The sequence below is a fragment of the Paraburkholderia sp. GAS33 genome (genome assembly GCF_050436645.1).
Taxonomy (GTDB): domain Bacteria; phylum Pseudomonadota; class Gammaproteobacteria; order Burkholderiales; family Burkholderiaceae; genus Paraburkholderia; species Paraburkholderia phenazinium_B.
Genome location: NZ_JBNDMP010000028.1, coordinates 1 through 19,901, shown reverse-complemented (window position 1 = coordinate 19,901; position 19,901 = coordinate 1). Strand labels below are relative to the sequence as shown.

Sequence of the window (19,901 nt, the reverse complement as noted above, 5' to 3'; positions counted from 1 at the left end):
GGACATGTCACCCAATACAGCTGGTAGCGAATCTCCGGCGCAGTCCGCCGCCCCTGACGAGCCCGGGTTAACACATCACCTGGACAGTTCATTGCTGATGGTGATGGCGATTGCCTGCGGTGTCTTCGTCGCTAATATTTACTACAACCAGCCGATCCTGGAACTGTTGCAGCAGGCTTTCCCACGATCGCCTGGCCTCGTCAACCTGGTTCCGACGGCGACACAACTGGGTTTCGCCTGCGGTCTGTTTTTTCTGGTACCTCTGGGAGACCGGATTGATCGGAGAAAATTGATTCTCGGGCAAGCAGCAGTGTTGTTCGTGGCATTGGTATGCCTTGCTGCAGCCCCGAATGTCTGGTTGCTGGTAATCGCTTCAGCGGCAGTAGGTATTTCAGGATCCGTTGCCCAACAAGTCGTACCGTTCGCTGCAGAACTCGCCGGATCCAATCGCCGTGGCCAGGTCGTCGGCACTGTGATGAGCGGCCTGCTTTGCGGCATTTTGCTGGGAAGGGCCGTTGGCGGATTTACTGCCGATCATTGGGGCTGGCGTGCCACGTTCTGGCTAGGGGCGGCGATGACCGCCATTATCTGGGTCATGTTGCTAGTCAAACTCCCACACAGTGAACCCAAGACGAATCACAGCTACTTTGGTCTCATGAAGTCACTCATCGAGTTGTGGCGAGAAGAACGGTCACTGCGCCGTGCAACGTGTATTCAAGCCGCGATGTTCGGTTCCTTTATTGGGCTTTGGACAATTCTGGCATTGCGTCTGCATGAGGCCTTCGGCTTGGGGGCTGACGTGGCGGGCCTCATGGGGATCGTTGGCGCGGCGGGTATTCTGATTGCTCCACTTGCCGGCCGTGTCGCCGATCGTCGTGGACCCCATGTCGTTATCGGACTTGGCTGCCTGATCATGTTGCTGTCATACGCGGTTCTGGGCCTTTGGGGCAGCCTCGCTGGCCTGGTCGTCGGCATCATCCTGCTGGACTTCGGCGAGCAGTCGGCTCTCATCTCCAACCAACATGTGGTTTACGCTCTTCGACCGGAGGCAAGAAGTCGGCTCAACACGCTATTCATGAGCGGAATGTTCGTAGGCGGCGCCGCGGGTTCCTGGGGAGCAGGCATCGGTTGGCGACTAGGTGGATGGCATGCAGCATGCGTATTTGGTGGCGCGTTGGCGTTGCTCGGGTTCGTTCTCCATTTCTCCGGGAGACTGGCTGCTTACGCCGCCACCCGAAGTTGAAACGTCGGCAGTGGCCGAAAGCAACAGGAAATAGAACGGATGCCTCCCCCGTAAGAGCCGACGAACGTAGCAGTTCGAAGGAATCAGGAAACTTTCATTCATGACCCCCCCACACTTTTCTGGCGCTCATGGCACGTTGTCGTTACTGACGGAAATTGATCCGCAGACGGAGACGATTAACCGTACGATGCGCCTCGAAGCTTCAGCGGATGGTCGCAGCGTGCTCCTGGTCGCACTAGATATTCGCAAGCCTGGCAGCCAACGGGAATGGCGTGTCGAAATTACGCCGGAAGAGCTTATCGCACTGGTTCACGCGCACGGTACAGAAGTATCGGGATATCTTGTCGATTTCGAGATTCAGGTGCGATAGGCAGGCACGATCCATCAAGTCAATGGGCTTGGACCATTGTCGAGAGCGAATCGCCACGTACTACCGGATTTTTCTCGATGAACTGCTGCGAGAGAGGTGCGCAACAGATCGAGTTGGCTGCGACGACGTTCCGAACGACCGCTTGCGGCTTTCAATAGGTCGTTGGGAGCAGATTGGTCAGCGGCAGCTCCTGGCCGAACCCGGAAGCTCATCATCGGCCCACGGCTGATCTCTCCGACTCAACCTCGAACTTCCCTTGGACCCGTTGCCGACCGTGGACCGATCACGGTGAACGACGGCTTCACAGCCGATCGCGGCCATTCAATTTGAGAGTACTGAATTTATTGTTGACGAACCAACGCACTACCCATTGCGGCTGTATCGCTTCGATCGCGACCTAAACTGGGCTAGCTCTTTCTCAGTGAGCAGGTATTCGCTGCAATCAAGCAGGCGAGCAAAGGCGAGGTCCAGGAACGCTCGTACTCGCTTGGGCTGAGCAGCCCGGCTTCCGTAGTACACGTGCAAACCGATATGCGCGCTCATATGCTGCAGGAGAACTGGCTCCAGTCGGCCAGCCCGGATGTGGGTCACCGCCGAGAAGCTCGCGAGCTGACCGATGACTTGCCCCGCGAGCACGGCTTGCAATTCCAGCTCCGAATCGTTCGTCGCGAACGCAGGAGACATCTGCCGATGTTCCAGCTTGCCATCCACAGTCAAGTACCACGGCGCCACCTTGCCTGTGCCCGGATGCCGGAACACGCTGCAGCGATGCGCCGCCAGATCCTCGGGTGTCGATGGCGCGCCGTACGCTTTCAGATAGCTTGGCGCGGCGCACACGATCATCTGTATCGCGAAGAGTTGCCGACCGATCACACCCTCGCTGGGCGACGCTCCGATCCTGAAGCCGACATCGACGCGATCCAGCACCCAGTTGCCGATACCGTCATCGAGCTGGACGTCGGGCTGGATATCGGGGTGCTTCCGACAGAACTCGTCGAGCAGCGGCATGAGGATGGCGGCGAACGACGATTTCGGCCCAACGATCCGCAGCGGCCCCGCGATCTCATCCTTGGACTCCCGTGCCAGGACCAGAGCCCTGTCCAGCGCAGCCAGGGCGGGCTGTGTGTTCTCCAGGAACCGTTGGCCCTCCTCGGTTAGGGCGAGGCTGCGCGTCGTCCGATGCAACAGGCGGACTCCAAGATGCTGTTCCAACTGCGCAATGGCCTGACTGGCAGACTGGGGCGTGACACCCTGGGCCAGCGCGGCCTTCCGGATGCTACCGAGTTCGACGGCTCTAGCGAACGTCGCGATGGCCTTGAAATCATTCGTGGGCATGATCGATTCTTCTGCTGAAGTGCGTCGGGACGCGTCGCACGGTCCATCCAGTATCAATCTGAGCTTGATACTGGTGCAAGGAGTAATCCACTAGTCGCTTGAAACTGCGACACCTAAAGTAACGGACATGGTCCGGCCACGGGTCGAACCAGGGCCGTGGATGATGTCTTCGCACGAGCGTATGGCTTTCCGATATGGGGAGAGACCGCGCCACCAGTGGTCCGTTTCGTGATGGAGGCGGATCAGGAGCGCAAAACGATGAATCTCGCCAACGAGTGGCTCGACGAGACCGGCTTGACCAGGGAGCCCGGCGCGTCCTGAGCAGACCTCATGCCGCCGTCACTTTCAACAGCAAGGAACGAACATGCAAGACGTAACACTCAACAACGGAATCAAGATGCCGATCCTCGGCTACGGTGTCTTCCAGATCGCCGACGAGAGAGAATGCGAACGCTGCGTCGTGGACGCGGTGCAGGCAGGCTATCGTCTGATCGACACTGCTGCGTCCTACAAGAACGAGGAGGCGACCGGGCGTGGCCTCAAGCGTTGCGGCGTCCCCCGCGACCAGCTTTTCGTCACCAGCAAGCTATGGGTAGAGGACGCTGGCTATGAACGTGCTCGAGTGGCCATCGACAAGTCGCTGAAGCGACTTGATCTGGATTACCTGGACCTGTTCCTGATCCATCAGCCGTTCTCCGACGTTCACGGCGCGTGGCGAGCGATGGAGGAGGCACATCGCGCCGGCAAGCTGCGTGCGATCGGACTGAGCAACTTTCAGCCGGACCGCCTCATGGACATCTCGGCTTTCAACGAGGTCACACCAGCCGTCAATCAAATCGAGGTCAACCCCTTTCACCAGCAGGCCGAGAGCGTGGAGTTCATGCGCGAGCATGGCGTGCAGCCGGAGGCGTGGGCGCCCTTCGCCGAAGGACGGAACAACCTGTTCCAGAACGATCGGCTGATAGCGATCGCCGGGCGCCACGGCAAGACCGTGGGGCAAGTCGTGCTGCGATGGCTGGTTCAGCGCGGCGTCGTTGCTCTCGCGAAATCCGTGCGGAAAGAGCGGATGCTTGAAAACCTGGCCGTCTTCGACTTCGAGTTGTCCGAAGAGGACATGACGGCCGTTGCGACGTTGGAGACAGGCACGAGCAGCTTCTTTTCGCATCGCGACCCGGCGATTGTAAAGTGGATGAGCGAACGAAAACTTGGCCTCTGACGCGCAATCGGAGTGGACGTCGGACACGAAATAGTTTGTGTAAGGGCTAAATTCCGCGCGATTTCTTCCGATGACCATGTATATCGCGGTCATCAGCGCCGCGATTACCAGTGCCAAAAGCACTCTAACCGGGTGGGGGAAATCATGGATATAAGTCAGATGGCTGCACAGTGGAGTGACCTGCAACTGCAAGCGACGGACGCAGAGCTATTTCAGCGCGATGCGGAAAAAGCCGGAATGCTTCGCGCCGAAGCAATTGGCATTGAAAAGCAACTCAAGGCTGCCGGTTACGATTTGCGCTCGCTTGTGGTGCTATGAGTATTGCGTAAGCGCGTGCAAGCGTCTTTTGGCTCGCCAGAACCGCCGTTCGCGGGGAGCCCGACCAACACGGTCCACCTGACCCGACGCTACGATCCTGCACGCGTAGTCTGCACCAGAGGCGCGTTCTCCAGGATCGCCGCCGCCGCGTCCTTGGCCAGCAAAAACGCCGATGTTTCGCCCGAGGCGTGCGAGAGCGCCAACGCGCCCTGAAGAAGCAGGTTGAGTTGCTTGGCGAGACGCTGAGGTTTGGCAAAGCCCGCCCGCTTGCACAGTTCGAGGAACTTCACTTCACCGCGTGAACTTGCCGCTATGCCAAGTTCGACGATGCCCTCGTGCTTCCTGGCATATTCCTGTGCCGCCTTCGTCCCCAGACAGCCGCGCGTGAGCATCCGGCCGGTAATCTTGCGTACGTCGAAGAACTGGATGATCTGCTCGCGCGGGTCGCTGATGTGCGCGACCGGATCGAAGAGTTCTTGCACGACGCCCTCACCATAGAGCCTCAATACGGCCGCGATCAGATCCTCTTTCGACGGGAAATACTTGTAAAGCGTGCGCTTGGATATGCCGCTGCCGGCCAGGGCCGCTTCCATTCCCGTTGCATGGAAGCCGGCATCGTAGAAGCGGTCGAACGCATATTTCACGATCTCGAGCTTCTTGCCTTCGATTTCCGTTTCCTGCTCCATCTCCCCACCCTCGTAAATTCCATCTCCTGTTTATAGCAAATTCCGTTGACAAAGTAAACGACGTCGTTTACAAATATCGGCAGGTAAACGAATTCGTTTACATCTGCGACGCAGGCGTTCGTCTCGACGCGCGCCCGGCGAGACGTCGTCAATCTTCGGCTCGCGCCGAATGATTTTCCGTATCCCGGCAATGGGTAATCAAACACTCAGGAGAAGATCATGACTCTTTCGAACAAGGTCGTGCTAGTAAGCGGCGCCAATCGCGGCATTGGCGCGGCCATCGTAAAGGAATTGCTGAAGGTCGATGTGGCGAAAATCTATGCGACGGCGCGTGATCCGAAAGCGCTACCGTCGTTCGGGGACTCGCGGGTCGTTCCGCTGCAGTTGGATATCACGAGCGACGCATCCGTCAACGAGGCTGCCGCCGCAATGCAGGATGTGGACGTGCTCGTCAACAACGCGGGCACGTTGGCCTTCGGCAATTATCTCGGCAACAACTGGGAAGCCTTCGAAGACGACATGCGGACGAACTACTTCGGCACCCTTCGCGTGCTCCGGGCATTCACCCCGCAGTTCGTGGCCCGCAAGTCCGGCACCATCGCGAATATATGCAGCGTTGTGGGACTGTCGGCCGTTCCCTTGATGGCCGGCTACTCGGCTTCCAAGGCAGCGCTCCATTCTCTCACCCAGTCTCTGCGCGGGACGCTGGAAAAAGACAACGTCACGGTTATCGGCATCTATCCCGGACCGATCGAGACGGTTCTGGCGAAGGAGGTGCCTTATCCGGACAAGGCGACGCCGGAATATGCCGCCGTCAATATCGTGAAAGGCATCGCCGAAGGGCACCCCTACATCTTCCCCGATCGGCTGGCGCAGCAAGTCGAGCAACTGTGGTCGAGCGACAACCGGAAGTTGGAATACGTCTCGCTGCACCTCGGCGCCTGAATGCCCCGGTGATCGGTTGGCCGGATCGATAACAGCATTCGCCGGCTGGATCGGCGGATGTTGATGCGCCCCAGACGTGGTCACGGGGATTTTTTGCCGCGACAACGGATGGTTCTGTTTTAACCCTCGCAGGACAAGCCCTTTATGATTACGCGCCGTTCCTTTGCAACAAGTCTTCTCGCTGGTGCTGCAGCCATGGTCGTAACCACCGCTACGTCGGCCAAAGCCCAGCCCGCCAACCCGGATGGAAAATCGTCGCTTGCTGGCAAGCCGGCTTTTGCGACCCACTACCGCACGGTGGATATCGACGGAGTTTCGATCTTTTACCGTGAAGCAGGTGCGCCCGGTGCACCGGTCGTACTGCTGCTACCGGGCTGGCCGTCGTCATCCGCGATGTTTCGCGATCTCATCCGTGAGTTGTCGGCGAACTTCCATGTTTTTGCTCCGGACTATCCCGGCTTCGGCAACAGCGATATTCCCGATCGCTCGCACGCGCCCTATACCTTCGACGCGCTCGGCGAGGTGATCGGCAAGTTCGTCGACAAGGTTGGCATCGATCAATACGTTTTGTACGCGACGGATTTCGGGGGGCTCGTCGGATATCGCGTGATGTTGAAAACGCCTCACCGGATGAGAGCGCTGGTCGCGCAAAACAATCCGCTCTTCCTGGGAGCGAGCCCATGGTTCGGGCCACTCGTGCCGTATTGGAAAGACGGTACAGACGAGAGCCGCGAGAAGGTCAGGCAACACTATCTAACCCTCGACGTGATCCGTGATCTGTATCTTACCGGTGTCCAGGATACGTCCATGATCGATCCGGAGCAGTGGCAAATCGACTATTCCTCGCTGCAGCGCCCAGGCGCTGCGGATATTTCGCTCGATCTGCTCTACGACATCCGCACCAATGGTCCCGCACTCAAGAGTGCCCAGGACTACCTGCGCGCGCAAAAACCGCCGACGCTGGTCGTTAGCGGGAAAAACGACATCCTGTTTCCGACCGAGAGTCAGTTGCGGTATCGCGAAGTCGTGCCCGCCGCCGAGATCCATTTGACAGACAGCGGTCATTGCGCGCTGGCCGATAAGAGTGAGGAGATCGCCAGGCGGATGCACGACTTCCTCGGTCGAGTGCTCTAGCCAGATCAGGCACGTCACGCCTCCCATAGCATCGCAGCACAAGCCTCAAGCGGTTTCTAAAAACAGCATCGAAAGCCCGAGATATTTGTAACACACGGTGGGCGCGGTAAGGTACCAGCGCCGCAAAGGCCGGGCACCGGAAGTTCGGTGCCCGCGCGCTATTGGCGCTGAACGTACTTTCACTCACCGAAATACACTTTTCATGGACTTTTTATGCTTATCAAAAATGTAGCTGTCAGCCTGCCATCCAGAGTCGTGACGAATGATGAAGTTGTCGATATGATTCGTTTCCATTCAACGGAATACGAAGGCGATATCGATAGGGCTACACGTACCATCAAGACTTTGCTCGATAGAAGTGGATTGGTCCATCGGCGCTGGTGCGCAAGCCACGAAAGCCCGATCGATCATGTTGCAATGGCCACGCGCAAGGTACTATCGGAAACGTATTTGAATCCGGAGCATATCGAGCTGTTTATTTTTGTCGGCATCGGGCGAGGATTTCTGGAACCTGGCAACAGTCACATGATGGCCAGTACGCTCGGGTTCGTAAATGCCGAATGTTTCGATGTAGTTGACGCCTGTATGAGCTGGACAAGAGCAATGGCAATTATCGACAGCCTCTTCAAGTCCGGTCAGTACAGAAACGCCATGATTGTGAATGCCGAGTTCAACATGCTGGCGGGTGGTCCACTCTATCCGGGGAATTTTGCGTTGAAAAATAAGGACCAGATCGAATATACGTTGCCGTCGTTCACGATCGGTGAGGCTGCGACTGCCACACTGCTCGTTGCGAAGGAGCCGGATAATTTCAGCTTTGCCTTTCGCGCGAAACCGGGAATTTCGGACCTTTGCACGATCCCAATCCCGGGCTACGAAGAGTTTTGTCATCCGACAGAACGCATCGGCAAAAATGGCGAAATGCGTTTTACATCGTTCGGTCATGAGTTGCACAAGAACTCCGATGAACTGACGACGGTTTTGGCTAAACTACCCACTCCGAAGAAAGACATCGACATCGTGTTCACGCACGCATCGTCCAAGGCAGCGTGGCATGCTTACGGGGAAAAAGCCGGAATCGACGACAAGATGTACCACATCTATCCTGATACCGGGAACCTCGTGTCGGCCTCGATCCCGGCAGCCATTTCTCTCGCCAAGGAGAGCGGTCAACTGAAGCGGGGCGACCGGGTGTTATGCTGGGTCGGCAGCGCAGGGATGTCATTCAACGCTAGTAGCTTTAGATTCTGAGACTGGGCCGGTCAAACACAAAGAACGACATGAAAGCCATTTCAGGAAGCATTCGCTATCTCAAACGGAGGATTTGTGACTCCGCGAGCGTGTCTGATTACAATATCCTTGCGGTTGGTGTAATTGGCACGATCGGGCATCCTGCCTATTGGCTATGGTGGACCTTCGTCGATCCTCAACCATTTGAAAGTCTGCCGATGCGGATTTTCGGCATGGTCGCCTGTGCTTTATTGCTTTTACGGCGCCTCTGGCCCGTTTCAGTGGCACGCTTTCTGTCATGGTACTACTTCGTAACGGTGGCTTACACGCTGCCGTTTTTTTTCACGTATTACCTGATCGCCAATCATTATTCGACGCTTTGGTCAATGGCCGAGCTGGGGATGATATTTTTCCTGATCGTCCTGTTTCCTTCATTCGCGGCATTGTCACTAAACCTTATTGTGGGAATTGGCCTGGCGGTGCTATGCGCGCGGGTTTTGATTCCGCAATCGCTTTATCTGGACACGCATCTTTTTATATACACGTATTTCCCAATTTTTACGTTTGGCATTGGTGCAGGCCTGACGTTCAGCTACAGCAACATGAAGGGGATCGCTGCGCAGGCGAAAGCCGGGGCACTTCAGGCGCTTGCGGGTACGATTGCCCACGAAATGCGCAATCCGCTCAGCCAACTGAGGCACGTCCTGGATCGTGTTGAAGACGCACTGCCTGCCACCGCCGAATCCACAACGTCATCGGGCTTGTCTCCTGAGAGTGTGGCCTCGCTTTATCGCCATCTCGCTCATGGTCAACTAACCATCGAACGTGGCATGCGCATCATCGCGATGACATTGGACGAAGTCAGTGCAAAGCCTATAAGCTCGGACAGCCTTGTCTATCTGCGCGCGGGAGTCATCACCCGAAAAGCGCTCGACGAATACGGCTTCGACGATGACACCGAGCGCAGCAAGGTAAAACTTGTGGTGTCGGAGGATTTCACCTTCAAGATCGACGAAACCGTCTATCTCTTCACGCTGTTCAATCTGATCAAAAATGCCCTCCACCACATAGCCGCACGTCCAGCCGCGACCCTCACGGTCACGGTAGACAAGCATGCGGTCGTTGTCCATGACACGGGTTCCGGCATCTCGCGAGACATCCTTCCGCATCTTTTTGAACCCTTCCGGACGGCCGGAAATTCCGCAGGCACGGGCCTGGGGCTCGCCTACTGCCAGCGGGCGATGCGAGCATTCGGCGGCACAATCAGCTGCCGTTCGGAAGTGGGTAGTTTTACAGAATTCACGCTGCAATTCCCTGTGGTTTCCGACCGTGACGTTAGCGAACACGAGCGCGGAATTTTTGAGCGTGCCAAGCCCATTCTGGAAGGCAAGCGTGTCCTCGTCGTAGACGACGACCCGACTCAACGGGCAAGGGTCCGGCGCGCGTTGTCAAAGGTCAGTGCACAGATGACCGAAGCGGAAAACGGGCAACTGGCCCTAGCCATTTTTCGGGAGGGGGCATGGCCCTTTGACCTCATATTGATGGATATCAATATGCCGGTTCTGGATGGCTACACAACCACGGAGAAAATTCGCGCTGACGGCGAACACCCGAATGGGGCCAGTGTTTTGATCGTCGGCTATACGGCGGAGCCTGGCAATGTTGCTCGCGTCCTCGCCCGTAGAGCCGGCATGGACGACATCATCAGCAAATCCAGCAGCATGACGGAACTGATCGGCGCGCTCCAGTCGCTCATGGAAAACGGTAACCGGCACCGTCCGACCCACGCCTTCGACGAGTTCTCCGGCAAAACGATTCTGGTGGCAGACGACGATACCTATAGCAGGCTCGTGGCCAAGGGCTACCTGGAGCGTTGCGGCGCCAATGTCGTCGAAGCCGAACATGGACACGCGGTGCTGTCCCGGTTGCAGGAGCACAGCGCCATTGATGCCATCGTGATCGACATGCACATGCCGGGAATGGGTGGCCTGGAGGCCACGAAATCGATTCGCACTCGCACCGACTCGTACGCGAACGTTCCTATCATTGCATTGACTAGCCAATCCGACATCAAAGCCGCGCAGGCATGCCTGATTGCGGGCATGAACGAGGTCATGGTCAAGCCCGTCCAGGTCGGTGCGCTATACGCCGCTCTCTCGCGGCAGTTTGCCCGGCAACGTGCTCTGCGCGCGTCACTGGTGGCAGATGCGGTCCCGGAGCCAAAAGCACCGGTCTACAGTTTTGCACCGATCGAGGAAATCCCGCTGCTCGACGAAAAACATCTTGAAGAACTGGTGACGCTCGATCTGCTGAACAAGACGTTGCGCAGCGGCATTGACCAGATGCGCTCGACGGTGACGCGACTTGCTGCCAGCGTTGCTGACGGCGACGTTGGGTCCGCACATGATGCCCTGCATCTGCTTCTCGGTGTTAGTGGCAACATCGGCGCAACGGCGTTGCATCAGTTCACGCGACCGATCTATGAACGACTGTTGGACGCCGAGGTTTTCGCCGAGGGCGATTGGCTCGCGCGAATCTGCTCGTTGAGTGACCGCTCAGCCGAGGCGCTTGAGACGTATTTTGACGCGGTAAAAGCGCGTCGGAGCTATCCGAGGTTGCCGCGTAGCAGATAGCTCGCCACTCAGGTCGCGAGGTGCGGCACCTTCCGGTGGTTCGTGCCATTTTCATACGCATAGGCATATCCAAGCAGCGCCGCCTCATCCCACTGGCGGCCGACGAAGATCAGTCCAAATGGCGATCCCGACTCGTAATAACCCGCCGGCACTGCGATGCCGGGCAGCCCCGCGATATTGATCTCGCCCACTGTCGTTTCCTGGATCGTGCTCTTGCCGTGAAGCGGAGGAAGCTCGCATCGCATTTGCGGAAAGACGAGTGCATCGAGACGATGCTCCGCCATGACCGTTTCGAAGATGCGCAGATAGCGCGCCTTCAGTGCGACGAACTCAGGCATCTCGGGCGGCAACGAGGGATCGGCCAGCGCCGCCTTGAAATCTGCGAGGTTATGCAAATAGTGCAGCACGCCATCCGGTCCAAAAGCGTCTTCGTCTTTGGTTGCTTCGGCGAATGCCGCGAAGGTCTTCAGCGGTGCATGCTTGCCGAGCCGCTCCAGATATTTCTCGATATCGTAAGGAATCGACTCGAGACCCCGTGCATCGAAGTTCGAAAGCGGCGGGGTCGGCTGCCGCAATTCGGCGAACCCCGAACCTTCGAACGGATCGTCGATCAGGGTCGCGCCGAGCGCGGCCAGTTCGCCCTTGACTCGCTCGTACAGCGCCGCGGCTTCATCGGAAAGCGGTTGGGCGCGCCATCCCGGACCGTATAGACCGATGCGCTTGCCCGCCAGCGCATTCCGGTCCAGTCCCGCGGCATAGCCGCCTTCGGGCTGCCGTCCGACGCTGGCGAGCGTCTTCGGGTCTTCGCTCGAATATCCCGCGAGAATGTCGAGGCACAGCGCGGCGTCTCTCACGTTTCGGGCGATGGGCCCCACCACATCCCGATTGGCCGAAAGTGGCACCACGCCGGCGTTCGGCACCAGTCCGATGGTCGGCTTGATGCCGACGAGGTCCTGTGCCGACGCGGGGTTTTGGATCGACCCACCGGTTTCTTCGGCGAGCCCCAGAACCGCCATGGCGGACGCCACCGCCGAGGCCGTCCCCGCACTGCTGCCTCCAGGTGCCCGTTCGGGCATCACCACATTGATTGTCGGTCCCGCCCAGCTGTCGTTCGCATGCGTGCCGGTATGGCTCAACACGGGAACATTCGTCTTGCCAAGCAGAATGGCGCCTGCACGCCGCATGCGTGCGACAACCGGCGAATCGCGCTCGGGCAACAGATCGATACCGCCTTTCTTGCTGTACAGCTTTGCCCATCCCGCCGTGGTAGGGAATCCGGCCATGTCCATCGGGTCCTTGATGACGACCGGCACGCCGGCGAGCGGACCCAGCCGCTCGCCGGCGGCACGTCGCTCGTCGATTCTTCGGGCATCTTCTATGGCGGCCGGATTCAGGAAGATCAGCGCGTTGTATTTCGCGTTGTAGCGCTCGATCCTGTCGAAGCAGGCCCGGGCCAGTTGCTCGGCGCTGAAACTTCCGGCCGCAAACGCAGCCTGCACGGCCTCGACCGTCAGATTTTCCAGATCGATGTTCATCGCTTTACCTTGTTCCATTCAATGCTCCTGTTGAGTCGACGCGCTCCTCAGAGCTGTACGCCACGCGTCAGCGCACCATCGACGACGATGTTCGAGCCGCTGACGAAACTCGCCGCCGGACTCGCGATGAATGCCACTGCATTGGCTATTTCCTGCGGCCTGCCCATGCGTCCGGTTGGATTCAATGCCAGAGCGGTTTCGAACAGCGTCGGATTGTTATGCTCGATCCAGTCCCACACGCCGCCTTCGAAATACACATTGCCGGGCGATACGGTATTCGCGCGAATGCCCTTTGATGCTAGCTGATTCGCGAGCCCCTGCATGTAGTGAACAAGCGCGGCCTTGAACACGCCGTACGGCCCCGCGGCGAAATCGATCTCGCGTCCGGAGACGCTCGATATGGCGACGATCGACGCGGCCTTGCTCACCTCAAGAAACGGCATGGCGGCATCCACGAGGTTGACGGTGCCGAGCAGATCCGTCTCGAACTCCTTGCGCCAGGATTCGATGTCGTTACCGATTGCGAGTGCGCTTACATTGGCCACGACGATATCGAGTCCGCCCCACTCGGAACCTACGCGCCCGACCCACGCCTTCAGCGCCGCGCCATCCGATACATCGACAGCCGTACCCGACGCGCGTGCGCCGCTCAGTTCCTGCAATGCGCTAGCGGTCGACTTGACGCTGGCCTCGTCGCGCGCACAGATGGCGACTTCCGCGCCTTCTGCGGCCAATGTGCGCGCGATCGCGAGACCAATGCCCTTGGTGCCGCCGGTCACAATTGCCTTCAGGCCCTTCAGTTGCAGGTCCATGCTGGTCGCTCCTTTGCCTATCGATGAATAACGTTTTGACGGCGCATTCAATCCTTCTCGCGCCCCGGCTCCGATGCCACGCCACGAGCGATCTGTAACACCTCGCCCGCCTGAATGACGGAGTGACAGATATCGTCGACGGTCACGCGCTTCTCCATCGCCTGCGCGCGGAGCATGTCGTACGCCTCGCGTTCGCTCACGTGGTGCATGGACATCAGAATTTCTTTCGCTTCCTGCAGATGCCGGCTGTCGAGCAGCTTCTGTTCGAGCCGGGCGATGCGCTGGGCGTGCTGACGCACGCGCTTCGCGTGATACAGCGCCATTACCACAGTGGAGAGCAGCCCCGATGCGCGAATTGGCGTCGTCACGATTCCGTCCGAACCCATCTTGATGGCCTGATCGATGAAGGTCGGATTCTCATAGCTCACCACACAGATGACAGGCGGTGCATCGGGCCCCGACCACTCGTTCTTCGGCGCGCGCTCTTCCGGCAGCAACGCGCGAAACACGAGGTCGGTCTGCTCGGGTAGCGTGTCCGTCGGCGGCCAGCTTCGCTCCACCTGAAAGCCCATGCGCCGCAGATGGTTCATGAGCGTCTGGCCGTCGCCGTCATCCGGATGGAAAACGACCACGCGCGCAATGCGCTCGAGGATCGAACTCGTGAGGCTGCGCTGCCCTCTGTCGGCTCGCGTGTTCACGTCAATAGTCCCGCGTGCTTAACTTCGTGACCCAGTCTCCGAGCGTCTGACGCGTCATATACGGATCGGGACCGACCGCGAACTTCGATTCGCGCAGAATGGTGAACTGGCCGTCCGCATTGGCGCGGCCAATGCGCGGATAAAGCGCCATGTGATGATTGACCGGATCGATGCGTACCCGGCCTTGCGGTGCAGTAAATTCCGAGCCGAGCAGATGCGGCATGATAGTGCCGATCTCATCGGAGCCTGCGCGCACGCATGCCTCCGCAAACATATGCATCTGATAGTACGCGGCCTCCCAGTTCATGTCGGTGGGCGTGTCCGCGCCGAAGCGCGACTGATGGCGCCGCACCGCGCGATGATTCTCCGGTGTGTCGATGCTCTGGAAATAGGGCGCCGCCGTGTAATGCCCCGCCGCGATGCCGCGTTCCATCGCGTGAATCTCGGTCTCGGAGGTATTGAGGCTGCCGATGGGCATACGGGACGGATCGAGATCCGCGTGTGCGTAGGCGTCGTAGAGATAGGGCACGGTCGCACCGATGACCGTGCTGAAGATCCAGTCTGGCGACTTGCGCCTGATGTCCGCTACGACCTGCGCGAACTGATCGCGCGTGGCGTCGAGCGGAAGGTAACGCTCACCGAGAATCGCACCTTCAGGATGCTGAAGCAGGAGCTCCTGCATGGTGCGATTGCATTCATAGGGGTAGACGTAGCGCGAACCGATGAAATAGACACGCGCACCATAGGCTTCCGTCATGAAATCGGCAAGCTGCACGCCGTTCTGATTCGGCGAAGCGCCGCTATAGATGATGTTGTCCGAGTATTCGAAGCCTTCGTACTGCTGAGAATAGATCAGCAGCCGGTTATGCTTTTCCACAACGGGCAGCATGGCCTTGCGGCTCGTCGAGGTGTATCCGCCAAAGATGACGTTGACACCGTCCTGCAGGATCAGCCGCTCGGCAAGTTCACGAAATGCAGCCGGGTCAGAGGCGGGGTCGTAGTGCAGGGCGACGAGTTCGCGGCCGCCGACGCCGCCGTTCGCGTTGATCTCCTCGATGGCGAGGGACGCACCGCGCCACTGTGACTGCTCGAGCAACGCAGTCGAGCCGCTCGTAGAGCAAAGAAGGCCCACTCGGATGACATCGGACAAAGCCATTTCGTGATGCACTCTCGAAAGCGCGCAGGGCGGGTGCCCCGCGCTTTGATCTGCCTTGATTCTTGCTGCTTGACGCTTTATTTCAGGTAGTGCTTCGCGACCATCGCGCCAACGGTGTATTTTGGATCGACAAAATTGCCAAGGCGAACCTTGCCGACCTGACTGAGCATCATGTACGCGTCCCATTTGTCGAAGCCATATTCCGCAGCCATCCACAGCACCAGCTCGCGATAGGCGATGCGCGTCGCGTCCTCCAGCGGCCGCGCGCTGCCAATGCTCATCAGCGCATCCTCGTTCTCGAGACGTGGCCAGGCGATCTGCCAGTTCTTGATGAGATCGACGCGCACCGTCGTCGTGCTCTGATACTCGACGGCTGTGCCGCAGACTTCGCCGTCACCCTGGCAGGCGTGCGCATCGCCGATGAAGAGCCGCCCGCCAGGCGAGCGCACCGGCAGATACGTGATGCTGCCCGGCCCCATATCGGGAACGTCCATGTTGCCGCCGTGATTGTCGGGCGTGAGCGAATTGATGGAATCGATCTCGGGCGAAAGACTCAACGTGCCGATATGCGGCTTGTACGGAAGCGTATTGCGTTTGCTCCAGTACACATTCTCTTCGTCGATCTTGATCTTGCGCACGATTTCCGGCAACGGCTCGTTGAGCAGGGCAGTGTAGTCGGTGCCGGTCAGTCCGCCGAAGTTCGGGATCATGCAGCAGAAGCCGTGCGGATCGTCACCGCGCGGCGCCATCTTTTCGATGTACACAGCGACTACGTCACCTTTCTCCGCTCCTTCGATCATGATCGGGCCGTTCTGCGGATTAAGAAATGGCACCTGTAAAACTTGCGATGGCTTGTCGGTCTCCTCCTTGATCTTGCCTTCGAATGCGTCGCGGGTTTCGACCACGATGCGGTCGCCCGGCTTGACGTGCAGCACCGGCTGCGAATACGGCCCGATGGTGTAGTGATACGTCTTCTGCAGCTCCTCAGTAAGATGATGCTCCACCGGTTCACGATCAGCGCCCACTCCGCGCTTCATCATGATCGATTCTTCAAGCCATTTCATGTGCTGTTCTCCGTTACAGTGCCAGATACTGGCGAATCAGGTGTTCGTCCCCGAGTTGCGCGGGGGTTAATGTCTCGACGATACGGCCCTTGTCCATCACGCAGCAGCGCGTCGCGATGCGTTCGACCATGCCCATGTCCTGCTCGACCAGCACAACACCGATGCCCGTTTCGCGCGCGATCTGCTGTAGCGTCTCGCCGATCAGATCGACGATGGAAGGCTGAATGCCTTCCGATGGCTCGTCGAGTAGCAGCACCTTCGGCGAGCCGATGAGCGCGCGCGCGATTGCCAGTTGCTGCTGTTCGCCGCCGCTCATGGTTCCCGCTTTCTGCTCGTAGCGCTGCTTCAGAACCGGAAAGTAGCCGACGACTTTCTCTCTCATTCGCGCCGCCTGTGCGCGATTCGCCTGTGCGCCGACCTGAAGGTTTTCGGCGACGGTCAACGCGCCGAAAATCTCGCGTCCTTGCGGCACGTAGCCCATGCCTTGCTGCGCGCGAAGGTAGGGTTTCCGGTGGCCGATCGCATCGCCGTCAAGCGTGATTTCACCCGCATCGAGCGTGATGAGGCCAATCAACGCGCGCATCAACGTGGTCTTGCCAACGCCGTTGCGCCCGATCAACGCGAGCACCTCGCCTCTGCCGACGCTGAACGACACACTGTTGAGCACGCGTCCGCCGCCGTAACCTGCCTCTACGCCTGATACCTCGAACAACGCGCTCATTTCCTCTTCCCCAGATAGACTTCGGCGACATCGTCGCACGCGAGGATCTCGTCGAGCGGGCCGTCCGCGAGCACACGGCCGCCGTGCAGCACCGTGACGCGTGAAGCGATCTGCTTGACGAAAGTCATGTCGTGTTCGACGACCATCATCGTGAGACCGGCTGCCGACAGACGTTTAATGAGTTCTCCGGTCGCGTGCGTCTCCTCGACCGACATGCCTGCTACGGGTTCATCGAGAAACAGCAACTTCGGGCGCAGCGACACGGCCATGGCAATTTCGAGCCACTGCTTCTTGCCATGCGACAGATTGCGCGCGAGGACATGTTCCTCGCTCTCCAGCATGAAGCGCTGCAAGAGCTCGTCGAGGCTTTTGGGCCGGTCGTCCTTCGCGCGATGCAGCGACAATTGCAGATGCTGGCGCACGCTCAGGTCCGGGAACACGCCCGGAATCTGGAACTTGATGCTCATGCCCATGCGGATGCGCTCGTGCGGCAGCACATGACTCATGTCCTCGCCGAGAAACATCACGCTGCCCTCCGACGGCCGATGCTCCCCGGTGATCAGCTTGAAGAAGGTACTCTTGCCCGCGCCGTTCGGCCCGATCACACAGCGAATCTCGCCCGCATCGATCCTGAAGTCGATTCCGTTGATGACATGTGCGCCACCGAAATGCTTTCTGAGTCCGCGCGTTTCCAGTAGCGTGGTCATGACTTGCCTTCCTCCTGCTTGAGGCGTGCGCTCCGATGGCGCGCACCGTCATGCGCGCGGCTGGAGACACGCCGCAGATGCCGCGTGACGAACGGCAGCAGTCCTTCGGGCGCGCCCAGCACGACGATCAGCAGAATCGCGCCGAGCAGAATCAACGCGTACTGGCTGCCGTATACAGCGAGGTTTTGCGAAAGCCAGACGAGCAGCGCCGTGCCGAGAATGGCTGCGCCTATGCTTTTCCTGCCCGACGTTGCAACCCAGATGACGGGCATCGCGGCGGCAGTGAGACCCATCGTCGACGGTGTGATGTAGGAGCCCCAGATCGTGTAGAGCGCGCCCGACAATCCACCCAGCGTGCAGCCGAGCACGAACACGAGCCATTGATGACGGCGGATATCGACGCCCAGCATCTCCGCACGCTGTGGATTCTCGCGAATGGCGATGAGGGTTAGACCGAACGTGCCGTTGAGCAGCTTGCGCATCGCGGCATAAACCACGATCAGCAGGATCACCACGAGGTAATAGAAGCTCGCGTTTTCCAGCGTGAGCGGGCCGCCCGGCCATGGAATGGTCAGTTGCGGCATGCCGCCCATGCCGTTGTAGCCGTTCAGCCGCGCTTCGCCGATCGCCCATTGCGGGCCTGCAGTCTGCGACATGAAGGTTTCGAGCACGAGCGTTACCGACAGCGTGACGATGCCGATGAAAACACCCTTGATGCGGCCGTAGAAAATCATGTAGCCGATCAGCGCCGCGACGACGACGCTCACCACCAGCCCTGCGCCCAGACCCAGCCATGATTCGAGCCACGTATCGCCGTAGTTCAACGTGAAGATGCCGTAGCTATAGCCCGACAGTCCGAAGAAGGCGGTTTGCCCGAATGACAGGATGCCCCCGTAGCCCCACATCGCGGCGAGCCCGACCGCGCTGAATGCCCAAAGCAGGCAGTAGGCGAGATTGCCGCTTGTGTTCGCATCGACCACGAGCGGCAGGCCGAGCGCCACGAGCCACGGCACGTAAGGCAGCGCGCGCGTCGTGATGCTCGTCGAAGGCAGCTTCGTTTGCTTCACTTCTGCCTCCTAGCGCAAGCGGGTGAAGAGATTGCCGAGACCTTGCGGCATCAGCCGGATCACGACGATGACCGTGACCAGCAGCCCGATCTGTCCGAACAGTTGACCGTAGGAGGCAGTGAGCGCGGTCTGGATGACGGCGAGCACAGCGGCGGCCGGCGTCGTTCCTGCGATCACGTTGGCGCCACCGACGACCACCGATACGAAGGCCTGCACGATGAAGTTGCTGCCCATTGTCGGTACCGCTGTCATGGTCGGGGCATAGAGCGCACCGGTGAGGCCCGCGAGGCCCGCGCCGAGCGCGAAGGTCAATGTATAAAGCCGGTCGGTGCGCAGGCCGAGACATTGCGCCATCTTGGCGTTCAGGATCGTCGCGCGTGCACAAACGCCGTAATTGGTCTTGAAGAACAGCAGATAGAGGCCGAACAGTATCGCCAGCGCGATGCCGGGCAGCACGGCGCGATACGTCGAAAAGGAGTACTCGCCAAGCGAGAACGACCCGAACGGCGTGCTGATGCCTTCAAGCGAGGGACCGGCGACCAGCAGCATGGTCTGCTGAACGATGAGGCTGATGGCCCACGTCGCCACGACGGAATCGAACAGACGGTCATACAGATGACGGATGACAAGCCGCTCGATCACGACGCCAGCCAGTGCCGCCGCGATCGCGCCAAGCAGCATCGCGAGAGGTAAGGGCACGCCGCGCTTGGCCGCAATGATCGTGACGTACGCGCCGCACATGATGAATTCGCCATGCGCGAGATTGATGACGCCCATCATGCCGAAGATCACCGCGAGGCCGAGCGCCGCGAGCACCAGATAGGCAAAGCTGTCGCCGAACTGATAGATGAGCGAATAGAGAACCGATAAGGTGGCCATGCATGCTCCACGTTCAGGAGCGGGGGGGGGGGGGGGGGGCGCCCGCCCCCCCCCCCCCCCCCCCAACAACCCGCGGGGGGGGGGGTTGTAGGGCGGGGGGGGGGGGGGGGTCGGGGGGTTGGGGGGATCGCGACCGCACAGCGCCGCGCCCG

At 59.4% G+C, this 19,901-nt stretch carries 20 protein-coding genes; 9 read left to right on the top strand and 11 right to left on the bottom strand.

The window, feature by feature from the left end:
• Positions 1 to 4: 4 nt before the first annotated feature.
• On the top strand, positions 5 to 1,243 hold the full coding sequence (locus P3T24_RS38245) for an MFS transporter (RefSeq protein WP_429441861.1): 1,239 nt from the start codon (positions 5 to 7) through the stop codon (positions 1,241 to 1,243).
• Between the two features lie 100 nt (positions 1,244 to 1,343).
• Positions 1,344 to 1,613: a hypothetical protein gene (locus tag P3T24_RS38240; protein WP_429441859.1), complete on the top strand. Its 270-nt coding sequence runs from the start codon at positions 1,344 to 1,346 to the stop codon at positions 1,611 to 1,613.
• 363 nt (positions 1,614 to 1,976) lie between these two features.
• Here P3T24_RS38240 and P3T24_RS38235 read toward each other — a convergent pair whose 3' ends face one another.
• Positions 1,977 to 2,948, bottom strand: coding sequence for a LysR family transcriptional regulator (locus P3T24_RS38235; protein WP_429441857.1), 972 nt, complete (start codon positions 2,946 to 2,948; stop codon positions 1,977 to 1,979).
• A 156-nt stretch (positions 2,949 to 3,104) separates the two neighbouring features.
• On the opposite strand from P3T24_RS38235, the gene P3T24_RS38230 reads away from it, so the two are divergent.
• The 3 genes from P3T24_RS38230 to P3T24_RS38220 are packed head-to-tail and all read left to right on the top strand — an operon-like array spanning position 3,105 to position 4,482.
• Complete coding sequence (locus P3T24_RS38230) at positions 3,105 to 3,269, top strand: hypothetical protein (RefSeq protein WP_167379409.1); 165 nt, start codon at positions 3,105 to 3,107, stop codon at positions 3,267 to 3,269.
• Between the two features lie 43 nt (positions 3,270 to 3,312).
• Entirely contained in the window at positions 3,313 to 4,164 is an 852-nt protein-coding gene (locus tag P3T24_RS38225) for an aldo/keto reductase (protein WP_429441855.1), read from the top strand.
• 12 nt (positions 4,165 to 4,176) lie between these two features.
• Complete coding sequence (locus P3T24_RS38220; RefSeq protein ID WP_429441853.1) at positions 4,177 to 4,482, top strand: hypothetical protein; 306 nt, start codon at positions 4,177 to 4,179, stop codon at positions 4,480 to 4,482.
• Between the two features lie 89 nt (positions 4,483 to 4,571).
• On the opposite strand, the gene P3T24_RS38215 is transcribed toward P3T24_RS38220, so the two are convergent.
• On the bottom strand, positions 4,572 to 5,168 hold the full coding sequence (locus P3T24_RS38215) for a TetR/AcrR family transcriptional regulator (RefSeq protein ID WP_074267299.1): 597 nt from the start codon (positions 5,166 to 5,168) through the stop codon (positions 4,572 to 4,574).
• Between the two features lie 219 nt (positions 5,169 to 5,387).
• Here P3T24_RS38215 and P3T24_RS38210 point away from each other — a divergent pair, with 219 nt between their 5' ends.
• The 4 genes from P3T24_RS38210 to P3T24_RS38195 all read left to right on the top strand — a co-directional run bounded on the left by P3T24_RS38210 (position 5,388) and on the right by P3T24_RS38195 (position 11,110).
• Entirely contained in the window at positions 5,388 to 6,113 is a 726-nt protein-coding gene (locus P3T24_RS38210; RefSeq protein ID WP_429441852.1) for an SDR family NAD(P)-dependent oxidoreductase, read from the top strand.
• 195 nt (positions 6,114 to 6,308) lie between these two features.
• Entirely contained in the window at positions 6,309 to 7,247 is a 939-nt protein-coding gene (locus P3T24_RS38205; RefSeq protein WP_429441850.1) for an alpha/beta fold hydrolase, read from the top strand.
• Between the two features lie 213 nt (positions 7,248 to 7,460).
• A complete protein-coding gene (locus P3T24_RS38200) occupies positions 7,461 to 8,498 on the top strand; it encodes a 3-oxoacyl-ACP synthase III family protein (RefSeq protein ID WP_429410438.1) in 1,038 nt (345 codons plus the stop codon).
• A gap of 29 nt (positions 8,499 to 8,527) precedes the next feature.
• On the top strand, positions 8,528 to 11,110 hold the full coding sequence (locus P3T24_RS38195; RefSeq protein WP_429441848.1) for an ATP-binding response regulator: 2,583 nt from the start codon (positions 8,528 to 8,530) through the stop codon (positions 11,108 to 11,110).
• 8 nt (positions 11,111 to 11,118) lie between these two features.
• On the opposite strand, the gene P3T24_RS38190 is transcribed toward P3T24_RS38195, so the two are convergent.
• The 9 genes from P3T24_RS38190 to P3T24_RS38150 form a co-directional block, all read right to left on the bottom strand.
• Complete coding sequence (locus tag P3T24_RS38190) at positions 11,119 to 12,663, bottom strand: amidase (RefSeq protein WP_429441846.1); 1,545 nt, start codon at positions 12,661 to 12,663, stop codon at positions 11,119 to 11,121.
• 29 nt (positions 12,664 to 12,692) lie between these two features.
• Positions 12,693 to 13,457, bottom strand: a complete 765-nt coding sequence (locus tag P3T24_RS38185) for an SDR family NAD(P)-dependent oxidoreductase (RefSeq protein ID WP_074267305.1) — start codon at positions 13,455 to 13,457, stop codon at positions 12,693 to 12,695.
• 47 nt (positions 13,458 to 13,504) lie between these two features.
• Entirely contained in the window at positions 13,505 to 14,155 is a 651-nt protein-coding gene (locus P3T24_RS38180) for an ANTAR domain-containing response regulator (protein ID WP_429410444.1), read from the bottom strand.
• Between the two features lies 1 nt (position 14,156).
• Entirely contained in the window at positions 14,157 to 15,311 is a 1,155-nt protein-coding gene (locus tag P3T24_RS38175) for a transporter substrate-binding domain-containing protein (RefSeq protein ID WP_429441844.1), read from the bottom strand.
• Positions 15,312 to 15,388: 77 nt separating this feature from the next.
• Positions 15,389 to 16,375 carry an acetamidase/formamidase family protein gene (locus tag P3T24_RS38170; protein WP_074267308.1) on the bottom strand — a complete coding sequence of 329 codons (987 nt, stop codon included), beginning with the start codon at positions 16,373 to 16,375 and terminating at the stop codon, positions 15,389 to 15,391.
• 13 nt (positions 16,376 to 16,388) lie between these two features.
• On the bottom strand, positions 16,389 to 17,096 hold the full coding sequence (locus tag P3T24_RS38165) for an ABC transporter ATP-binding protein (protein ID WP_429441842.1): 708 nt from the start codon (positions 17,094 to 17,096) through the stop codon (positions 16,389 to 16,391).
• The gene (locus P3T24_RS38160) at positions 17,093 to 17,803 is read right to left on the bottom strand and encodes an ATP-binding cassette domain-containing protein (RefSeq protein ID WP_429441840.1); all 711 of its coding nucleotides are present in this window, start codon (positions 17,801 to 17,803) and stop codon (positions 17,093 to 17,095) included. Before P3T24_RS38160 ends, P3T24_RS38165 begins: the two co-directional genes overlap by 4 nt.
• The gene (locus P3T24_RS38155) at positions 17,800 to 18,870 is read right to left on the bottom strand and encodes an ABC transporter permease subunit (RefSeq protein WP_429441838.1); all 1,071 of its coding nucleotides are present in this window, start codon (positions 18,868 to 18,870) and stop codon (positions 17,800 to 17,802) included. Before P3T24_RS38155 ends, P3T24_RS38160 begins: the two co-directional genes overlap by 4 nt.
• Positions 18,871 to 18,879: 9 nt before the next feature.
• Positions 18,880 to 19,749, bottom strand: coding sequence for an ABC transporter permease subunit (locus P3T24_RS38150; protein ID WP_074267312.1), 870 nt, complete (start codon positions 19,747 to 19,749; stop codon positions 18,880 to 18,882).
• Positions 19,750 to 19,901 lie beyond the last annotated feature (152 nt).

Bases quoted from the DNA above. Each gene is read 5' to 3' on its own strand.
- P3T24_RS38175 (WP_429441844.1), bottom strand. From the start codon at position 15,311: ATGGCTTTGTCCGATGTCATCCGAGTGGGCCTTCTTTGCTCTACGAGC.
- P3T24_RS38195 (WP_429441848.1), top strand. From the start codon at position 8,528: ATGAAAGCCATTTCAGGAAGCATTCGCTATCTCAAACGGAGGATTTGT.
- P3T24_RS38240 (WP_429441859.1), top strand. From the start codon at position 1,344: ATGACCCCCCCACACTTTTCTGGCGCTCATGGCACGTTGTCGTTACTG.
- P3T24_RS38150 (WP_074267312.1), bottom strand. From the start codon at position 19,749: ATGGCCACCTTATCGGTTCTCTATTCGCTCATCTATCAGTTCGGCGAC.
- P3T24_RS38245 (WP_429441861.1), top strand. From the start codon at position 5: ATGTCACCCAATACAGCTGGTAGCGAATCTCCGGCGCAGTCCGCCGCC.
- P3T24_RS38235 (WP_429441857.1), bottom strand. From the start codon at position 2,948: ATGCCCACGAATGATTTCAAGGCCATCGCGACGTTCGCTAGAGCCGTC.
- P3T24_RS38210 (WP_429441852.1), top strand. From the start codon at position 5,388: ATGACTCTTTCGAACAAGGTCGTGCTAGTAAGCGGCGCCAATCGCGGC.
- P3T24_RS38200 (WP_429410438.1), top strand. From the start codon at position 7,461: ATGCTTATCAAAAATGTAGCTGTCAGCCTGCCATCCAGAGTCGTGACG.
- P3T24_RS38190 (WP_429441846.1), bottom strand. From the start codon at position 12,663: ATGGAACAAGGTAAAGCGATGAACATCGATCTGGAAAATCTGACGGTC.
- P3T24_RS38165 (WP_429441842.1), bottom strand. From the start codon at position 17,096: ATGAGCGCGTTGTTCGAGGTATCAGGCGTAGAGGCAGGTTACGGCGGC.
- P3T24_RS38205 (WP_429441850.1), top strand. From the start codon at position 6,309: ATGGTCGTAACCACCGCTACGTCGGCCAAAGCCCAGCCCGCCAACCCG.
- P3T24_RS38185 (WP_074267305.1), bottom strand. From the start codon at position 13,457: ATGGACCTGCAACTGAAGGGCCTGAAGGCAATTGTGACCGGCGGCACC.
- P3T24_RS38160 (WP_429441840.1), bottom strand. From the start codon at position 17,803: ATGACCACGCTACTGGAAACGCGCGGACTCAGAAAGCATTTCGGTGGC.
- P3T24_RS38225 (WP_429441855.1), top strand. From the start codon at position 3,313: ATGCAAGACGTAACACTCAACAACGGAATCAAGATGCCGATCCTCGGC.
- P3T24_RS38170 (WP_074267308.1), bottom strand. From the start codon at position 16,375: ATGAAATGGCTTGAAGAATCGATCATGATGAAGCGCGGAGTGGGCGCT.
- P3T24_RS38215 (WP_074267299.1), bottom strand. From the start codon at position 5,168: ATGGAGCAGGAAACGGAAATCGAAGGCAAGAAGCTCGAGATCGTGAAA.